This window comes from Tetragenococcus halophilus (assembly GCF_001712815.1).
In the GTDB taxonomy this organism is placed as follows: domain Bacteria; phylum Bacillota; class Bacilli; order Lactobacillales; family Enterococcaceae; genus Tetragenococcus; species Tetragenococcus halophilus.
In genome coordinates this window covers 949,674-965,430 of record NZ_CP012047.1, presented here as the reverse complement: position 1 = coordinate 965,430, position 15,757 = coordinate 949,674, and the positions used below count along the sequence as shown (strand labels likewise).

Annotated in this window: 16 protein-coding genes and 1 pseudogene; 3 read left to right on the top strand and 14 right to left on the bottom strand. The window is 36.1% G+C overall.

Annotated features, from left to right (window positions below; all coding sequences use genetic code 11):
* Nucleotides 1-53: 53 nt before the first annotated feature.
* The 11 genes from AC806_RS04590 to AC806_RS04540 all read right to left on the bottom strand — a co-directional run bounded on the left by AC806_RS04590 (nt 54) and on the right by AC806_RS04540 (nt 7,555).
* On the bottom strand, nt 54-770 hold the full coding sequence (locus tag AC806_RS04590) for a YebC/PmpR family DNA-binding transcriptional regulator (protein ID WP_069028883.1): 717 nt from the start codon (nt 768-770) through the stop codon (nt 54-56).
* A gap of 40 nt (nt 771-810) precedes the next feature.
* On the bottom strand, nt 811-1,968 hold the full coding sequence (locus AC806_RS04585) for a nucleotidyltransferase (protein WP_069028882.1): 1,158 nt from the start codon (nt 1,966-1,968) through the stop codon (nt 811-813).
* Nucleotides 1,969-2,042: 74 nt separating this feature from the next.
* Nucleotides 2,043-2,774, bottom strand: coding sequence for a class I SAM-dependent DNA methyltransferase (locus AC806_RS04580; protein ID WP_014124650.1), 732 nt, complete (start codon nt 2,772-2,774; stop codon nt 2,043-2,045).
* Nucleotides 2,774-3,115 (bottom strand): ribosome silencing factor, encoded by a 342-nt coding sequence (gene rsfS, locus AC806_RS04575; RefSeq protein WP_050989760.1) that lies wholly within the window; start codon nt 3,113-3,115, stop codon nt 2,774-2,776. Before rsfS ends, AC806_RS04580 begins: the two co-directional genes overlap by 1 nt.
* A gap of 37 nt (nt 3,116-3,152) precedes the next feature.
* Nucleotides 3,153-3,731: a bis(5'-nucleosyl)-tetraphosphatase (symmetrical) YqeK gene (yqeK, locus tag AC806_RS04570; RefSeq protein WP_069028881.1), complete on the bottom strand. Its 579-nt coding sequence runs from the start codon at nt 3,729-3,731 to the stop codon at nt 3,153-3,155.
* The gene (locus AC806_RS04565) at nt 3,721-4,347 is read right to left on the bottom strand and encodes a nicotinate-nucleotide adenylyltransferase (protein WP_197492673.1); all 627 of its coding nucleotides are present in this window, start codon (nt 4,345-4,347) and stop codon (nt 3,721-3,723) included. Before AC806_RS04565 ends, yqeK begins: the two co-directional genes overlap by 11 nt.
* Nucleotides 4,348-4,383: 36 nt before the next feature.
* Nucleotides 4,384-4,695: a ribosome assembly RNA-binding protein YhbY gene (gene yhbY, locus AC806_RS04560; protein WP_069028879.1), complete on the bottom strand. Its 312-nt coding sequence runs from the start codon at nt 4,693-4,695 to the stop codon at nt 4,384-4,386.
* A 9-nt stretch (nt 4,696-4,704) separates the two neighbouring features.
* On the bottom strand, nt 4,705-5,814 hold the full coding sequence (yqeH, locus tag AC806_RS04555; RefSeq protein WP_069028878.1) for a ribosome biogenesis GTPase YqeH: 1,110 nt from the start codon (nt 5,812-5,814) through the stop codon (nt 4,705-4,707).
* Nucleotides 5,811-6,338: a YqeG family HAD IIIA-type phosphatase gene (locus AC806_RS04550; RefSeq protein WP_069028877.1), complete on the bottom strand. Its 528-nt coding sequence runs from the start codon at nt 6,336-6,338 to the stop codon at nt 5,811-5,813. Before AC806_RS04550 ends, yqeH begins: the two co-directional genes overlap by 4 nt.
* 217 nt (nt 6,339-6,555) lie before the next feature.
* Nucleotides 6,556-7,230, bottom strand: a complete 675-nt coding sequence (locus AC806_RS04545; protein ID WP_069028876.1) for a DUF1129 family protein — start codon at nt 7,228-7,230, stop codon at nt 6,556-6,558.
* A gap of 1 nt (nt 7,231) precedes the next feature.
* Nucleotides 7,232-7,555 (bottom strand): PadR family transcriptional regulator, encoded by a 324-nt coding sequence (locus AC806_RS04540; protein WP_069028875.1) that lies wholly within the window; start codon nt 7,553-7,555, stop codon nt 7,232-7,234.
* A 234-nt stretch (nt 7,556-7,789) separates the two neighbouring features.
* On the opposite strand from AC806_RS04540, the pseudogene AC806_RS04535 reads away from it, so the two are divergent.
* A pseudogene (locus tag AC806_RS04535) lies at nt 7,790-8,206 on the top strand (ATP-grasp domain-containing protein); the annotation flags it as partial.
* Between the two features lie 284 nt (nt 8,207-8,490).
* On the opposite strand, the gene AC806_RS04530 reads toward AC806_RS04535, so the two are convergent.
* Nucleotides 8,491-9,948, bottom strand: a complete 1,458-nt coding sequence (locus AC806_RS04530) for an amidase (protein WP_180991216.1) — start codon at nt 9,946-9,948, stop codon at nt 8,491-8,493.
* A 185-nt stretch (nt 9,949-10,133) separates the two neighbouring features.
* Here AC806_RS04530 and AC806_RS04525 point away from each other — a divergent pair, with 185 nt between their 5' ends.
* Together AC806_RS04525 and AC806_RS04520 are read left to right on the top strand one after the other, a co-directional pair.
* Nucleotides 10,134-12,722, top strand: a complete 2,589-nt coding sequence (locus tag AC806_RS04525) for a vitamin B12-dependent ribonucleotide reductase (protein ID WP_069028873.1) — start codon at nt 10,134-10,136, stop codon at nt 12,720-12,722.
* A 16-nt stretch (nt 12,723-12,738) separates the two neighbouring features.
* A complete protein-coding gene (locus AC806_RS04520) occupies nt 12,739-13,368 on the top strand; it encodes a cob(I)yrinic acid a,c-diamide adenosyltransferase (protein WP_069028872.1) in 630 nt (209 codons plus the stop codon).
* 103 nt (nt 13,369-13,471) lie between these two features.
* Here AC806_RS04520 and AC806_RS04515 read toward each other — a convergent pair whose 3' ends face one another.
* Together AC806_RS04515 and AC806_RS04510 are read right to left on the bottom strand one after the other, a co-directional pair.
* Nucleotides 13,472-14,800, bottom strand: coding sequence for an ISL3 family transposase (locus tag AC806_RS04515; protein ID WP_012345024.1), 1,329 nt, complete (start codon nt 14,798-14,800; stop codon nt 13,472-13,474).
* A gap of 194 nt (nt 14,801-14,994) precedes the next feature.
* Nucleotides 14,995-15,684 (bottom strand): fructose-6-phosphate aldolase, encoded by a 690-nt coding sequence (locus tag AC806_RS04510; RefSeq protein ID WP_014124634.1) that lies wholly within the window; start codon nt 15,682-15,684, stop codon nt 14,995-14,997.
* Nucleotides 15,685-15,757 lie beyond the last annotated feature (73 nt).

Genomic DNA, 15,757 nt, shown 5'->3' with positions numbered 1-15,757 from the left:
TTATCTAGCCAGCTAAGTGCCTTTTTTCTACGCAATGAAATATAAAAATCATTCTATTCTAACACTACGTTATGATAAATGTTTTGCACATCTTCCAAATCATCTAATACATCAATAATTTTCACAAAAATAGCCTTGTCTTCATCCTTTAATGTTACTTCACTTTGCGGAAGCATCTGCATTTCTGCAATGTCGTACTTTTCAACGCCATAACTATTTAGTGCTTCTTGAATAAGATGGAAATGTTCTGGCTCACCGTAAACGACGATTTGACCCTCATCATTTTCAACATCTCGTATATCAATTTCCTTATCTAGCAAAAATTCAAAAATTTCATCAACGTTATCTCCGGCAAAACTAAACAAAGCCGTATTATCAAACATATAAGACACCGCACCATTTACACCCATATTTCCACCATTTTTACTAAAAGCAGCACGTACTTCACCAGCTGTTCGATTTACATTATTTGTCAAAGCATCTACAATAAGCATCGAACCCGCAGGACCGAATCCTTCATAACGCAGTTCGGAGTAAATTTCGTCACTAGCGCCTTTTGCTTTTTCCAGCGCACGATCAATGACATGCTTGGGTACATCATAAGTCTTTGCCCGGTCAATGACAAACTTTAACTTTTGATTTGTATGCGGATCAGGCTCTCCAGATTTTGCGGCAGCATAAATTTCTATCCCAAATTTTGCATAAACTTTGCTATTATTTTTATCCTTTGCGGTCTTTTTAGCGACGATATTTGCCCATTTGCGTCCCATTTTTTCACTTCTCTTTCAATTATTTTAAAAATACTCTACATTAAACACGAATTGGAAACTGGCCAAAGTTTTGTTCTTTTATCTTAGCGTTTACCATCTGATAAATGTTATCACTTTGGATGCCCAGTGTCATCTTTTCTTCCTCAGTTTGACCAACCTTAGAAATAATCGGCCATGAGATAGTTTTTTTCTCCTGCTGTAAGTATTGTTGCCCCTTCTGGGTAAATCCTAAAATGTGTAAATAGTTATTATGCCAAGCTTTTTTTACATCTTTATCTTTTAAATTCAATAAACAATAGCAAAACAGTCGTTGAATCCTTGCACGTGTATATCTTTTTGATTTAACAAGCTGTACATATTCCTCAAAATTACTTGCTTGTCTAATTTTACTTTTTAAACGATACTCTAAACCTTCAACCATTTGATAGATTTCACGTAATTCAGCTAAGGAACTCGCTAATATTTTATATCGTAAAAATGGCCAATAATCCTCCCAACTCACTTGATAATCAGTGAGATCTTTTGCTGTTTTTACCGGAACTACATTTTTCACACTATTTTTTTCAAAAACTGCTTGACGGATTGCCGTAGCGCTTGCGATTTTTCCTGTTAATTCGGCGGAATGATGGTTTACTTTTTTTCGTTCAATGGGATAAATGCCCATAGCTTGTTCAAAACGAGCATTTTCTTTAGCATAAGTCAATCCTAATACATGATTTGGTTGTTCTTTTAATCGTGCAAAAGCAGGATCATCGTCAGCTAACACAGCCGCCATTTTTTGCGCGTAAGTTAAAGTAGGGTCATCATATTTCTGGTAAGCTTCATCGATTTCTTTTTGGTGAGTTGTAGTAAAATGTCCAAAAGAAGAATAATCAAAATCTGCACTATGATCTGTACCAAATGAAAGGCTTTTGCAGTGCAGTGCATGTAAAAGTTGCACGCCACCTTTAGCAAAGTAATCCGCCGACTGTAAGGACCATTGAATAGGTAATTCAACGATCAAATCTGCACCTTGTGATAGTGCTTCTTCGGCTCTTTGCCATTTATCAATGATAGCCGGCTCTCCACGTTGTAAGAAATTGCCGCTCATTACAACCACCATCACATCTGCTTGAGTCCGTTCTCTCGCCTCTTGCAATTGATATCTATGACCATTATGAAATGGATTATATTCAGCAATGATTCCGCAAGTATTCATCCTTATCTCCTTATATGTAAAAACTCAATTCCTACTAAAATCCCACGAAATCAAAAGATTTCATGGGATTACATTTATTTATAACAAACAAAAAACCAACGTTCGCTATTGTTTGTTGGTTCACTATCCTTAAAATCAGCACATACTTTAATCTGCTCAAAACCCGCTTGTTTCAACAAATCTTTATAAGTTTCTATGGGATAAGTACGTTCCAAATGCAATTCATCTTCACGGTTAAAAGTTTCATCCTGATTTTTAATAAAAAACGTCAGAAAGTGTTCGATACTATGAGGAAATTCTCCGGGATAACTTTCCCATAAAAAGGCGAAATCTTCTGTTTGATAATGATAAGTATAATCAGGAAAAACTTCATCTATCTGATAAAGCGAGTGGACATCAAACAAAAAAACACCATCTTTTTTAAGCACTTGGTAAACCTGATTAAAAGCCGTTTGTACTTCTAGTTCATCAGCTAAATAACAAATAGAATCAGAATAGCAAGTGACTACTTCATAAGTTCCCATATCTTTTAAATCAAGCATGTCTGCTTGTACAAACTGTACATCTGCTTGTTCATATTCTGCTCGTTGATTGGCTACTGTTAACATCTCTTCTGACAAGTCTAAAGCTGTAACAGCATATCCTTTTTGAGCAAACTGAATGGCTAATTCACCCGTGCCACAAGCCAATTCTAAAAGTTGCTTTTCTTTCTGTAAATGACGCAAGGTAAAAGCTAACCAATCCTCATATAACTGTTCATCCATAACTTGATCATAAATAAAAGCAAAAGTTTCAAATGCACTCATTATTCTGTGACCCAAGCCGAAGTATCAACAAAAGGGGCATCCGCCCATAGTTTTTCCAATTGATAAAATTCACGTTCATCTTCATTAAACACATGGACAATCACGTCGCCTAAATCAATTAAGATCCATTTCGCGCTATCTCTTCCTTCGACACTTTTTACTTCAACTTGTGCTTTTTGCTCACTTTCAATAATATCGTTCACAATAGCTTGAATTTGGCGATTGTTTCTTCCAGAGCAGATCATAAAGTAATCAGCCAGTAAAGACACCTCACGAACATCTAGAACGACAATATCTTGCGCACTTTTTGCGTTTGCTGTTTGTACAGCTGTTTGTAAAATTTGTTGACTATCTATTTTCGTTCACCTCTTATTTATCTTAGTTCTTTTTTGCCACCCAGCGGTTATAAGTTTCAATCGTTTTAGGGTAAATCGGCGCATTAATATCTATTAAATGAGCCAGTGTATGTTTAGTTTCATAAGCTACTGCTTCATCCAAATCTTTTTTAGCAATAGCACGTGCTTTTTCTACACCAGGGATATCTCTTCCAGCTTCAATATAATCTGCTACATAAATGATTTTATCTAGCAAGCTCATTTGAGAAGCCCCAGTTGTATGTAAACGGATCGCTTGCAAAATGGACTCATCAGTAATTCCAAGTTCTTTTTCGACGAATTGTGCACCTACAAGACCATGCCAAATCGCATTATTCCAATTCAATAAATCTAAGTCGTAGTCATAGTCACGAATGACTTGTTTAAATTCACTGTCCGAACGTTCCTTGGCATAATCATGAGTCAATGCAGCAATACTTACTTTTTCCTTAGACTCTCCATATCTTTCAGCCAAAGATAGGGCAGCTGCTTCTACTCCTAATACATGGTTAAAACGTTTTTCGCTCATCGCTGCTTTAATTTTTTCCAATAAGGTTGCTCGAGTATTTTCATCATATTTCATCAAGATACAACCCCTTTTCTTGAATATAGTGTAACACATTTTCTGGCAAGAGATAGTTCACCGAACAACCTTGTGCAATTTTTTTCCGTAAATCTGTAGAACTGATATTCATATCAGGTACATCGATCCAAATAATTGGATAAGAAGTTTCAGTTGGATAATTAGGTCGTTTGACTCCTACAAATTGAACCAATTGCATTAGTTCATCAACTTTATACCACTTGGGTAAATACTCCACCATATCTCCACCGAGAATAAAATAAAAATCAGTATCGGGATATTTCTCTGTTAAGATTTTCATGGTTTCATAAGTATAGCTTTTACCTTGACGATTGATTTCACTTTTTTCAATATCAAGTAAAGGATTATCAGCAATGGCTAACTCTAACATCTTTAATCGATCTGAAACATCAATTGTTTCTTTAGGGTCCACATGGGGCGGTTCATTAGACGGCATCAAATAAACCTTTTCTAAACCTATTGATCTGCCGACTTGATCTGCCATGATCAAATGCGCTATATGAACAGGATTAAAGTTTCCTCCTAAAATTCCTACTTGTTTTTTCTTTGAATTCCTTTGTTCTTTAACTTCTACAAATGTCTGTACATTACTCATCACTTGCTGTTTCAACTTCTCATGCGCCTCCAATAACTACACTTTCTTTACAGCAGCAGAAATCTTTTGATTTTTTTCTTGATTTGAAATTTTAAAAATCACTAGCACACGCCCGATGATTTGAACTACTTGGCAGTCCAATTTTTCTTCTAAAATCGACGCTACCTCACTAGCTTCTTCATCGGTATTTTGTAGTAAACTTACTTTAATCAATTCTCGTTTTTCTAAAGCTTCGCCGATTTGTACGATCAGTTGATCATTTAATCCACCTTTACCAATCTGAAAAATCGGTTGTAAATGGTGAGCTTGACTCTTCAAAAAACTTTTTTGCTTTCCTCTTAATTCCATAACGTCCTCCTAAACCAGCGCTTTACGTGTAATAACATCGACGCCCTTGGGTGCCCAACCACTGACCACAACTGAGCCTTTCACTGTAACCCAGCCCAAGCCGGCAAAAACAATATCCGTTTTTTCTTTAATAGAAAATTCAAAACGTTCCAATTCAGGGAAGTTTTCTTTTTCTTCATTACGTGGGGGTTGTAATAGTTCACCTAAGTGTTTTTCATAAAATTTATCCGCGTTTTCTAATTTGGTTCGATGAATCATTAGATCATTTGAAACAAAAACGGTAAAAGAGCTTTTTTCTCCTTTAATAAAATCAAAACGCGCTAAACCACCTAAAAACAATGTTTGTCCAGCGTTTAATTGATAGATCTTAGGCTTAATTTCTTTTTGGGGCGCGATAATTTTAAGATCTTTTTCCCCTAGAAAATGCGCCATTTGATGATGATGGATAATCCCAGGTGTATCTATTAAAAATTGACCATCCTCTAAAGGAATTTCAATTTTATCTAATGTTGTTCCAGGAAATTTTGAAGTAGTGATTAACTCCTTAACATCCGCTGTTTTTTGAACAATCTGATTAATCAATGTAGATTTACCTACATTTGTTACACCTACAATATAAACATCACGACCTTCACGATACTTTTCTATCATGTCTAGTAAAGTATCTAAATCATCGTTTCTTTTGGCACTAGTCAATAATACATCGACTGGACGTAAGCCTTTATCGTGGGCTTGTTCTTTCATCCATTGTTTTAATTTGGTCTTTTTTAAAGACTTAGGTAACACATCTACTTTATTACCTACCAATAATACGGGATTGTCTCCCACAAAGCGATGCAAACCAGGTATTATTGAACCATTAAAATCAAAAATATCTACCACATTGACAATAAGTGCATCCTTTTGCCCGATTTCATTTAATAACCTTAAAAAATCATCGTCGGTCAATGAGACATCTTGAATCTCATTATAATGGCGCAGACGAAAACAACGTTGACAATAAACTTCGCCAGATTCCAATCCTTTTTCCAAAACTGATTTTGGCGTATAACCTATTTTATTTTTATCTTCTGTTTGAATAACAGCTCCACAACCAATACATTGAAGGGCTTCTGTCATTTTATTTCACCTTGCCATTTCATATCAGAATATTTTTTTTGCAAATACTTCATGATCTTACGTTCAAAAAAACGATTAAAACGCGTTTTCCAACCATCAGTATTTACTACTGGTTTAACCAAAACGCTCCATACACCAGCACTATTTGCTGCTTTAATATCAGTCATAAGCTGGTCTCCTAGCATAACTACTTCTTCTTTATTCACATTTAGCTGTCTACATGCCCTATTGATCCCAACAGGAAGAGGTTTAAGTGCTCGTGCAACATAAGACAGTCCTAGTTTATCTGTCACCCTACTAACGCGTTGCGCGCTGTTATTTGATACAACCACAACAGCAATACCAGTGTCTTTCATTTCTTCCAACCATTTTCTTAGCTCATCAGTACCATCGGGATGATCCCAGGCGATTAAAGTATTATCAAGATCAGTCAAAACAACCCTTATACCAACGTTTTTTAATTGCTCAGGTGTAATTTTATAAATTGACTCGATCATCCAACTTGGTTTATAACTTGAAAACATCAATCATTTTTCTCCTCAAATGAACAAGCTCATGATAACCATCACGAGCGTTCTTATCTAACTTTTAAAAATAAATTTCTTTTTAACTCTTCACAAATGTTGATTATACAATAAATTTTCATAAAGGAAAAGTTTTGACCTTTTTATTGTTTTTATCCATTCGCCCACCAAAAACTTTCCAGTTTTTAGCAATATTTATTAAAATAACCATTTTGCTTTAGATAGCCTTACGTGCTTTTCTTCCTATCAAATACAAAACAAGACCAAATAATATAATGATATAAAATGGTAATTCAACTTTTGGTCCTAGATCAGGTATGATCAAAACGACCAAAACAAATAGTCCTACTGCAAAAATACCAAAAAGGCCAGATAAAAAAAGAAATCTTTTATTGTTGATCTCTTTGAAACAAGTCCAGCGAATATACTGAAGGGATAAATACATGATAAAAAACGCAATCGGAATATCTAGCAAAACTTTAAGCGCAAAAGCTCCCAAGTAATAAGTCTTACTCCATGAATCTACACTAAAAATATAAGGGCCCAGCCCGTTAAAAATACCAGAAGTCATGCTCACTGCCGCCAAAAAGTAACATACAAACATAATGAAATATTGTATATGCTTTTTAGTTACTCCTTTGGGAAGCTCTCCAAGGATTTCATTGGCATATTTCTTTGGTTGCTTCCCAAAAACATCTTTTGCTGTCTTTCCTTCTGCTTGTGCCTCTATTAAGTGATCGAGCAGCTCAACTAAAATTTCTTCCATTTCTTGATCAGATGTATTATAAGAGGCTCGTATGTAAATCATCATATCCTCATAGTACTTTTTATTTTCTTGAGATAGCTGTTTGCGCTTTTCATTATTCAATTGCACTAACGCTTCTGCATCCATCTTATTCCTCCTTATCCAATAACCGATCAACCGGTAACTTGATCGTTTCCCAATTTGCTTTAAAATCAACGAGTGCTTTTGTGCCCTCTTTTGTCAGATAATAGTATTTTCTATTCGGCCCTGCCGGTGACTTTTTCATCTCGCCTGTAATTAATTGTTCTTTTTGTAATCGCAATAAAATTGGATATATCGAACCTTCACTGACAAAAAGGCCGTAACTTTGAAGTTTCACTGATAATTCATATCCGTATACAACTTGACGATCGAGTAGTGCAAGAATGCATCCTTCCAATATTCCCTTTAATAATTGACTTCGTATCGACAATTATCCCACCTACTTTATATTTAAAAGTCATGAATGATTTTTATTTATTTGGCTAAGACTAACTTGTATTACCATATAGTTTAGTAAAAATGTAACTATCTTGCAATACAACTTAGTTGATTTTTTATTTAATTATTGAAAGCGAAATAATCGTTAGAATAATCAGATTTTTCGGACAATTGCTCGCTTTACCTGCAAAGATATGTTAATATACTCAAAAAGGAAGTCGATCATATGAAACAGCCCAAAAATTTCATTATTATTTCGCCGCATTTTCCCGAGAATTTTTCCACATTTGCTGTTTGTTTACGAGAAAGAGGCTTTAATACCTTAGGAATTGCTGATATCGCTTATGATCAACTAAGCGATACTTTAAAAAACGCTCTAACTGAATATTACCGTGTAGATGACATGAATGATTACGATCAAATGTATCGTGCAGTTGCTTTTTTCGCCCATAAATATGGTAAAATCGATAGAATTGAATCCCATAACGAACATTGGTTGGAGTTAGACGCGCAATTGCGAACAGATTTCAATGTAGTGGGCTATACCCTTACAGACTTTGAGCCAATCAAAAAGAAATCGAGTATGAAAAAACTCCAAATGCTAGATCTTCCTGTAGCAGAAGGTCGTGTATTTTCTGATGAAAAAACCTTCCCAACAAGTTTTTGTCTGTTAGGAAAGTTTTGAAATGAACAATAAACAGCTTAGTATACATTTAAAGCAAAAGCTAAAAACTCACCGAAAATGATCTACCTGATATTTTTCAAAATGGTATTCTCCAGACTGAAAAAATATTCTGGCTATCGTGCATGTATGCCATTGGATACTATGTAATCTCTGTCTTATAATCGCTGGGTAATAAAACACCTACCCAGCGTTTTTCTTTCATATAAGAAACTTCCAAAAAGTGCTCATGAAGCGCTCAAAAGCTATTGATAATAAGCAGGTAAGTGAAATTGTTGATTGTTTTCAAATAGCTCTCCAACTTCAAAAAGTAAATCCTCACGACCTTTAGCTGCCATAAACTGAATCCCCAAAGGAAGGCCTTCATTGGTTAAATGAGTAGGTAAACTGATTGCAGGTTGTCCAGTTAAATTTGCTAATTGAGTGAATGGCGAAAATCGTAAGCTTTTATCAAACATTTCATAAACCAAATCTCCTGCTTGTTTTAAGGAATAATTTTGTATTTGTGCTAATTGTGTGCGAATAGTATTACTTTGTAAATCATCAGTGATTTTAGGAGCTGAATAGGCTGTGGTAGGCGTTAATAACAAATCATAGTTTTCAAATAGCTCTTCCATCTGCGCTGCTGCTTGATCCCAAGTATTAAGATTATGAATATAACTAGCTGCTGACTGTTTCATACCATATTGGTACAGACCCCAAGACATCAATTCCATATCTTCTTTTTCGATCGGACGCGCTAAATTATAGGAAAGTTCTTCTATCATAGCGGCTGTTTCTGCGCCATTCATATGATAATAAGATTGCATTAGCTTTTTACCTTTGATCGGTAAAGAAATTTCTTCTATCCTATGCCCTTCTTTTGTTAGAAAAGAAACTGCATTTTTTACTGCCGTCATCGCCTCTTCTGATACTTCACTATCCACTGGCGAAGTTGTAACAAAAGCAATTTTGAGTCCTTTTTTATTCGCGCTTCTCGTATGCTCCCATTCAACTTTTGGCGCTTGATAAGGCGCTGCTTTTTCTGTACCTCTTATCGCATAAAAAAGCGTCTTTGTATCTCGCATTGAAACGTTTAAAGCAAAAGAAATTGAAGCTCCCTGCCAAGCACGAAATCCTGCAGGACCAACGAGCATCGTTCCGCGAGTAGGTTTTAATCCAATTAAACCACTAAAAGATGCCGGAATACGAATTGAGCCACCACCATCACTGGCCGCAGCAAGTGGAAACATACCAGAAGCCACACTAGCTGCTGCACCTCCGCTTGAACCCCCCGGAGAATAATCAAGATTCCAAGGATTACGTGTATTACCATAAAGTGTCGGGTCTGTAACATTTTTAAAACCGAATTCTGGAGCATTTGTTTGCCCTAAAGGAATCAATCCTGCTGTTTCCAAAGCCTGCACAAAATGATTACTGACTGGTGCACGATTTGTTTTTAATAAGTGACTGCCAGCAGTAGATAGCCACCCCTTTTTATCCTGACCTAACATTTTTAAAGGCAAGGGCAAACCAGCAAAAGGCGATTTTTCTATATTTTTACTAGCTTCATACTGTTTTTTAGCATCTTCTTTGGCAAAAGTTACCAGTGCATTTATTTTTTGATTATCTTTTTCTACCCTATTTTCAATTAACGTCAATAATTCTTCAAAAGAAATTTTTTGTTTTTTTAATTGCTCTGCCCAATACAAAGCATCATGTATCATCACACTCACCTCTTCTTTTATTTTACTATAGAAATTTAAAAGTGTCGCATGTAATTTTTTGTTTAGCTATTGCTAAAAATAGTTATGACCATTATACTAAGTTATACAATATATCGGATGGAAACACAACGAAAACACAATATATAGTATTTCCAAATGGTTGTCTTAAAGGAGTTTTTAAAATGAGCGTACAAATAAAAGAACCCGAACTTGATATTGAAAAGTTAAATCAAGATATTAAACAATTCCCACAAGTTTCCCCTATTACAGATGATATGTATACAACAAGACAAGGCGTTTCGCGCTTAGTCATGCTTGATCGTTACGCTTATAAAGATGTGCAACAGCGTACACTTGCAGTAGGAGATTTAATTGTTTTAACAGTTAAAAGTGATCCCAATTACCCAGCACGTGGCGTAGGAATCGTTCAAAAAATTGACGATCAGCAGCAAGAAGCAGATATTCTAGTAGAAGAAGCTTACCGTTTTTCTATTGAAGATCCCGATGAACAAGCTTCAGGTATCGTTACTCGTCATTTAAACGAAATTGACAAACCTCTAGAAGTTTTTTATGAACAAATTACAAAACGTGTTGCTCACGCTCTAGCAAGAGTAGACCAAACTATTGGTAGCAAGACGATGATTGAAGAAGGATTTTATCAACAATTAAAAGAAATGAACTTTGTCCCTGCTGGCCGAGTTCTTTACGGTGCCGGATCTGGGGCTAATGTCACCTATTTCAATTGTTATGTTATGCCTTTTGTCCCAGATTCAAGAAGTGGAATTGCCGAACATCGCAAAAAAGTAATGGAAATTATGAGTCGTGGAGGCGGTGTTGGTAGTAATGGTTCTGCTTTACGTCCCAGAAATGCAATCGTGCGAGGCGTTAATGGTAAATCTTCCGGCTCTGTTTCATGGCTAGATGATATTGCGAAATTAACTCACTTAGTGGAACAAGGCGGCAGTCGCCGTGGTGCGCAGATGATTATGCTGGCTGATTGGCATCCAGATATTATTGAATTTATTGTGTCAAAAATGCAAAATGCACGTATTTTACGCTACTTACTAGAAAATACAAATGACAGCCAAATCAAGCAAGCCGTTCATGAAAAATTGAATTTCACTCCTCTTTTACAAAGTGAACGTGAAATGTATCAATTTATCGTTAATCAAGAAAACAAAACAGAAACAGTTTCATCTGCAACAATTAAAGAAGCACAAACAAAATTAAATGACGGTGGTACTTACAGTGTAAATAATTCTGAGTTTTTATCAGGCGCTAACATATCTTTAACACTAACGGATGATTTCATGCAAGCTGTTAAAAACAATGAAGAATGGCCACTTCGTTTCCCCGACTTGTTCAATTATAGTCAAGAAGAAATGGATGATTATGACAACAAATGGCCGGAAATTGGCGATGTGCGTCAGTGGGAAGACTTAGGCTATCAAGTGGCAACTTATCGAACAATTAAGGCGCGTGAATTATGGAAATTGATTAATATCTGCGCAACTTATTCCGCAGAACCAGGCATCTTTTTTATCGATAATGCCAATAATAAGACAAACGCTATCGCTTATGGTCAAAAAGTTGTTGCAACCAACCCATGCGGCGAACAACCTTTAGCGCCTAACTCAGTTTGTAATTTAGGCGCCATCAATTTAGCGAATATGGCAAATAAAGACACTGCTGAAGTGGACTATGACAAATTAATGGAAACAGTCAAGATTGCTGTACAAATGCAAGATGATGTCATTGACTCAACACCTTATTTCTTAGAAGAAAACAAAAAACAAGCATTAGGTGAACGTCGTGTCGGGCTTGGCGTCATGGGGCTTGCCGATTTACTTATTTACACCCATCATCGATATGGTTCTAAAGAAGGAAACCAAGTTGTTGACAAGATTTTTGAAACAATTGCAACTACAGCTTATCGGGAGTCCATTCGTTTAGCAAAATTAAAGGGCAGCTTCCCATTTTTAATTGGAGAAACCGAAGAAGAAACACAAAAACTAAGACAACGTTTCATTCAAACTGGCTACATGAAAGATATGCCGCAAGATATTCGTGAAAATATTTTAGCGCACGGCATCCGTAATTCTCACCTATTAACTGTAGCTCCTACCGGCAGTACTGGTACTATGGTGGGCGTTGCCACTGGGTTAGAGCCTTATTTTGCCTTTAAATATTATCGTAGTGGACGCTTAGGTAAATTTATGGAAGTAAATGCTGAAATTGTACAAGAATACTTAAATGAACATCCAGAATCTGATGCTAGTCACTTGCCTGAATTTTTCGTTTCTTCTATGGAATTAGCGCCCGAAGAACATGTTGATGTGCAAACCACCATTCAACGTTGGGTTGATAGTTCGATCTCTAAAACTGTAAATGCACCTAAAGGTTATACCGTCGAACAAGTAGCAACTATCTACGAACGTCTATATGATGGCAATGCTAAAGGGGGTACGGTTTATGTAGACGGCTCACGTGATTCTCAAGTATTAACACTACAATCAGAAAAAGAAACAGAAAAACAAACCTCCTTGTTTGAAACAGAAGATATTCGTATTGTAGATGATTCTGACGAATTAGAACAATTAGTGGAACAAGCAGAAAATGATCATATTCAACAAGAAGGACATACAGATGATGTGATCTACGGTTCTGATGTTGGTAATACTTGTCCAATTTGTCGACAAGGCATTGTTAAGGATATAGGTGGTTGTAACACTTGCACAAATTGTCAAGCACAATTACGTTGCGGTTTGTAAGCTAAGGAGGAAAATAATGCAAATTTATACTCGTACTGGTGATCAAGGAACAACCAAACTTATCGGTGGCCTTGAAGTAACAAAAGATGATCCTCGTATCGAAGCTTATGGAACGATCGATGAATTAAATAGTTTAGTTGGATATATTGCTAGCTTGCACGAATTGGCAGTTAACTTCAAAGAAGAACTCGTTTACATCCAACATTATTTATTTGATTGTGGCAACGATCTTGCTACACCCACATTTAAAGAAATAGGAAAAATTTCACCCAGAACGAGAAATGCAAGCGACCCACTCTACCCTTACGTAGTCAAAAAAGAAGATATAGCGTGGTTGGAAGCACGGATAGATTTTTATGCAGATATCCCAGCCGAGATTGATTATTTCATCCTACCAGGTGGCACGCCGGAAAGTGCGCAACTGCATATGGCTCGTACCGTTGCACGACGAGCGGAACGAGAAATGGTTAGCTTTCAAAAGCAAGGACAGGTAAATCCCTTTGCGTTGAAATTTGTCAATCGGTTATCAGATTACTTCTTTGCCTTAGCCCGCGTCGTTAATAGCCAAGCAGGAAAAGAAGATATTCGGTATGAGCGTAGCAAAAAAGTCTTTCACAATGACCTCACAAAAGACGATATTCAATAAAAAACAGGACAAGAGCCAGTAGAAATGGGCTCTTTGTCAAATAGTGTTGTTTAAGCAAAACCTTTATAAAAAGAAGGACTTCGGTTCTTCTTTTTTTGTTATTTTATAAGATCTCAAGAAGCCCTTGTTGAATAAGCACTCGCTTACGTAGATGATTAAAAGAACGAAAGCCAAAGGCAATCCGTTGAATTACTTTAATCAAGTTGTTTTTCCCTTCAAGTTTGCCGTTGGAATACGGTTGAGTAAAAGATAAGGTAATTTCTTTACGGTACTTTTGGAGGTGACGTAAGGATTTTTTAAAGGGTTCTTCTAATAAAGGCGACAGTTGATCAATGATAGCGAAAAATGGTTGCGCTTTGCCGTTTTCAAAAGCGTCAAGCAGATCTTGATAAACATCATAAGAAGCCTTAAGCACGGGATCAATGGTTAATAAGTAATCCACAACTTCCGATTCCGTCACATATTTTTGGCGAAAAAGAGGGAACTGTTTCAAATGGTCGTACCCCAAGTTTTTATGCTTTTTTTGGAGCTGTTTCCAGTATTTTTTTAATTTGCGATAATCCTTCATTTGTTGGGCGCTCTTTTTGTCCAGCTGGTTCATCGACCGAATCCGCTGCTGGTTAAAAGCTCGAGAAATCTGTTGGATAATGTGGAAATGATCCACAAGAATCTTGGCCTTCGGAAATACTTGAGGGATCATTTTTCCATAAGCCGAATTCATATCCATAACCACATGTTGGACTCTTTTCCGCGCTTGTTGAGTAAATCGTTGAAAGTAAGCAATCAGTTTGAAATTGCGGCGATCGTCCAAGATATCGATAATTTTTCCTGTCTGAGCGTCACTGAAGATAAAACACATGGCTCCTTCACAGTCCTTCGTGCCTTTGAATTCATCGATTAGCAAATGTTTCGGTAAATGGTTGGGATTGAATTTAAGTCCTTGATAGAAGGTATCCAATACGCGTTCCACGGTTTTAAATGAGACCCCATAGCGTAAAGCAATATCTTTCATCGATAGTTTTTTCTTCAAGTCTATCGCAATGGCAAACTTCAAGGCTTGCGAAATATAACAGTCTTTGGCGATATAATAGGTCCTGGCACTAAAAGTATGATGACAGGATTTACAATAAAATCGTTGCTTAAATAAGCGTAAAACGCTGGGCACTTCCTGATAAGGAATTAATTGAATATCCGAAGCCTTTGGCGAATGTTTAATAAGAAGATTCTCTTCATTTATGAGGCCACAACATTCGCAAGCTTTCGGGGTGTAGGTAAGGACACCGTAAAAGACATTCGTCATTCGATGATGAATGGGTTCTTTTTGAACTGCTTGAGCGGAAAAAAAGATGTGAGGGTCCTTAATATTGAGTAAGTTTTTAAGGCCTACATCTAGATTTTGATCTTTAATTTTGATATCTTTGTATTGAAGCATTTGTTTTCTCCTTTTATTTTGGTGTCCAACTTAATTATAAAGGAAACAAATGCTTTTTTGTTATATAAAAAATTAGTGTTATTACTAATTTTTTTAGTAACAACACTAAATATTATAGACCCTAGAAATGACTCTTGTCCTGTTTTTATTTTTTTATAGCCTTAACTCCTATTAAACACCTTTTATCACCAAAATTAAGACTCATTTAAGTCAGCAATTGTACTGTTTTCACCAAAAATACTCTCCCAATCTCCAGTGAAATCATCCACCGCTTGAGCAATTGACGGCATTGCTAAAGCTTGACCAATAATATCTGGTGCAACCGTTACCGCTTGGGCCCCTTGTTCTAAGGCAGTAGTCACTTGACCTACATTTTTAAAACTAGCAGCTACGATTTTAGTTTGACTATTACTCGCTTGTATTTCATTTGCCATAGCTTTCAAAGCTTTTCTAGCATCGATATTTAAATTTTCCATACGGTTAAAATAAGGCGCAATATAATCTGCACCCGCTGCAATTGCTAAATAAGCCTGGAATTTAGTATAAATAGCTGTAGCCGTTACATTTAATCCTTCTTTTTTTAAGGCCTTAATTACTTTTAAACCTTCACTACTTACAGGAACTTTGAAATAAATCTCTCTTCCCAATTGCTCCGATATAGCTTCTACATCTTTTAACATCCCTACTTTATCCTTTGCCACCACTTGTATATGCAGCGAACGTTTTTCTCCAATCACTTCCCTAATTGCTTTCATATGCGCAAAAAAATCAATTTTCCCTTCTTTTTTTATGATCGAAGGATTAGTTGTTACGCCTGCTAATGGAAGAATAGCCTCATACTTTTTGATTGTTTCAATATTTGCAGTATCTAATAAAATTTCCATCATAATTTGCTCCTTTGTTTAAAAATAAGCGAAACCGCTTGCTTTAAAATTTAAAAAGCCAACTTTCGTTCAA

What these genes read in the sequence shown, in the direction of transcription:
- AC806_RS04590 (WP_069028883.1), bottom strand. Translation starts at nt 770, where the DNA reads ATGGGACGCAAATGGGCAAATATCGTCGCTAAAAAGACCGCAAAGGAT.
- AC806_RS04585 (WP_069028882.1), bottom strand. Translation starts at nt 1,968, where the DNA reads ATGAATACTTGCGGAATCATTGCTGAATATAATCCATTTCATAATGGT.
- AC806_RS04580 (WP_014124650.1), bottom strand. Translation starts at nt 2,774, where the DNA reads ATGAGTGCATTTGAAACTTTTGCTTTTATTTATGATCAAGTTATGGAT.
- yqeK (WP_069028881.1), bottom strand. Translation starts at nt 3,731, where the DNA reads ATGAAATATGATGAAAATACTCGAGCAACCTTATTGGAAAAAATTAAA.
- AC806_RS04565 (WP_197492673.1), bottom strand. Translation starts at nt 4,347, where the DNA reads ATGAGTAATGTACAGACATTTGTAGAAGTTAAAGAACAAAGGAATTCA.
- yhbY (WP_069028879.1), bottom strand. Translation starts at nt 4,695, where the DNA reads ATGGAATTAAGAGGAAAGCAAAAAAGTTTTTTGAAGAGTCAAGCTCAC.
- yqeH (WP_069028878.1), bottom strand. Translation starts at nt 5,814, where the DNA reads ATGACAGAAGCCCTTCAATGTATTGGTTGTGGAGCTGTTATTCAAACA.
- AC806_RS04550 (WP_069028877.1), bottom strand. Translation starts at nt 6,338, where the DNA reads ATGTTTTCAAGTTATAAACCAAGTTGGATGATCGAGTCAATTTATAAA.
- AC806_RS04545 (WP_069028876.1), bottom strand. Translation starts at nt 7,230, where the DNA reads ATGGATGCAGAAGCGTTAGTGCAATTGAATAATGAAAAGCGCAAACAG.
- AC806_RS04525 (WP_069028873.1), top strand. Translation starts at nt 10,134, where the DNA reads ATGAGCGTACAAATAAAAGAACCCGAACTTGATATTGAAAAGTTAAAT.
- AC806_RS04520 (WP_069028872.1), top strand. Translation starts at nt 12,739, where the DNA reads ATGCAAATTTATACTCGTACTGGTGATCAAGGAACAACCAAACTTATC.
- AC806_RS04515 (WP_012345024.1), bottom strand. Translation starts at nt 14,800, where the DNA reads ATGCTTCAATACAAAGATATCAAAATTAAAGATCAAAATCTAGATGTA.
- AC806_RS04510 (WP_014124634.1), bottom strand. Translation starts at nt 15,684, where the DNA reads ATGGAAATTTTATTAGATACTGCAAATATTGAAACAATCAAAAAGTAT.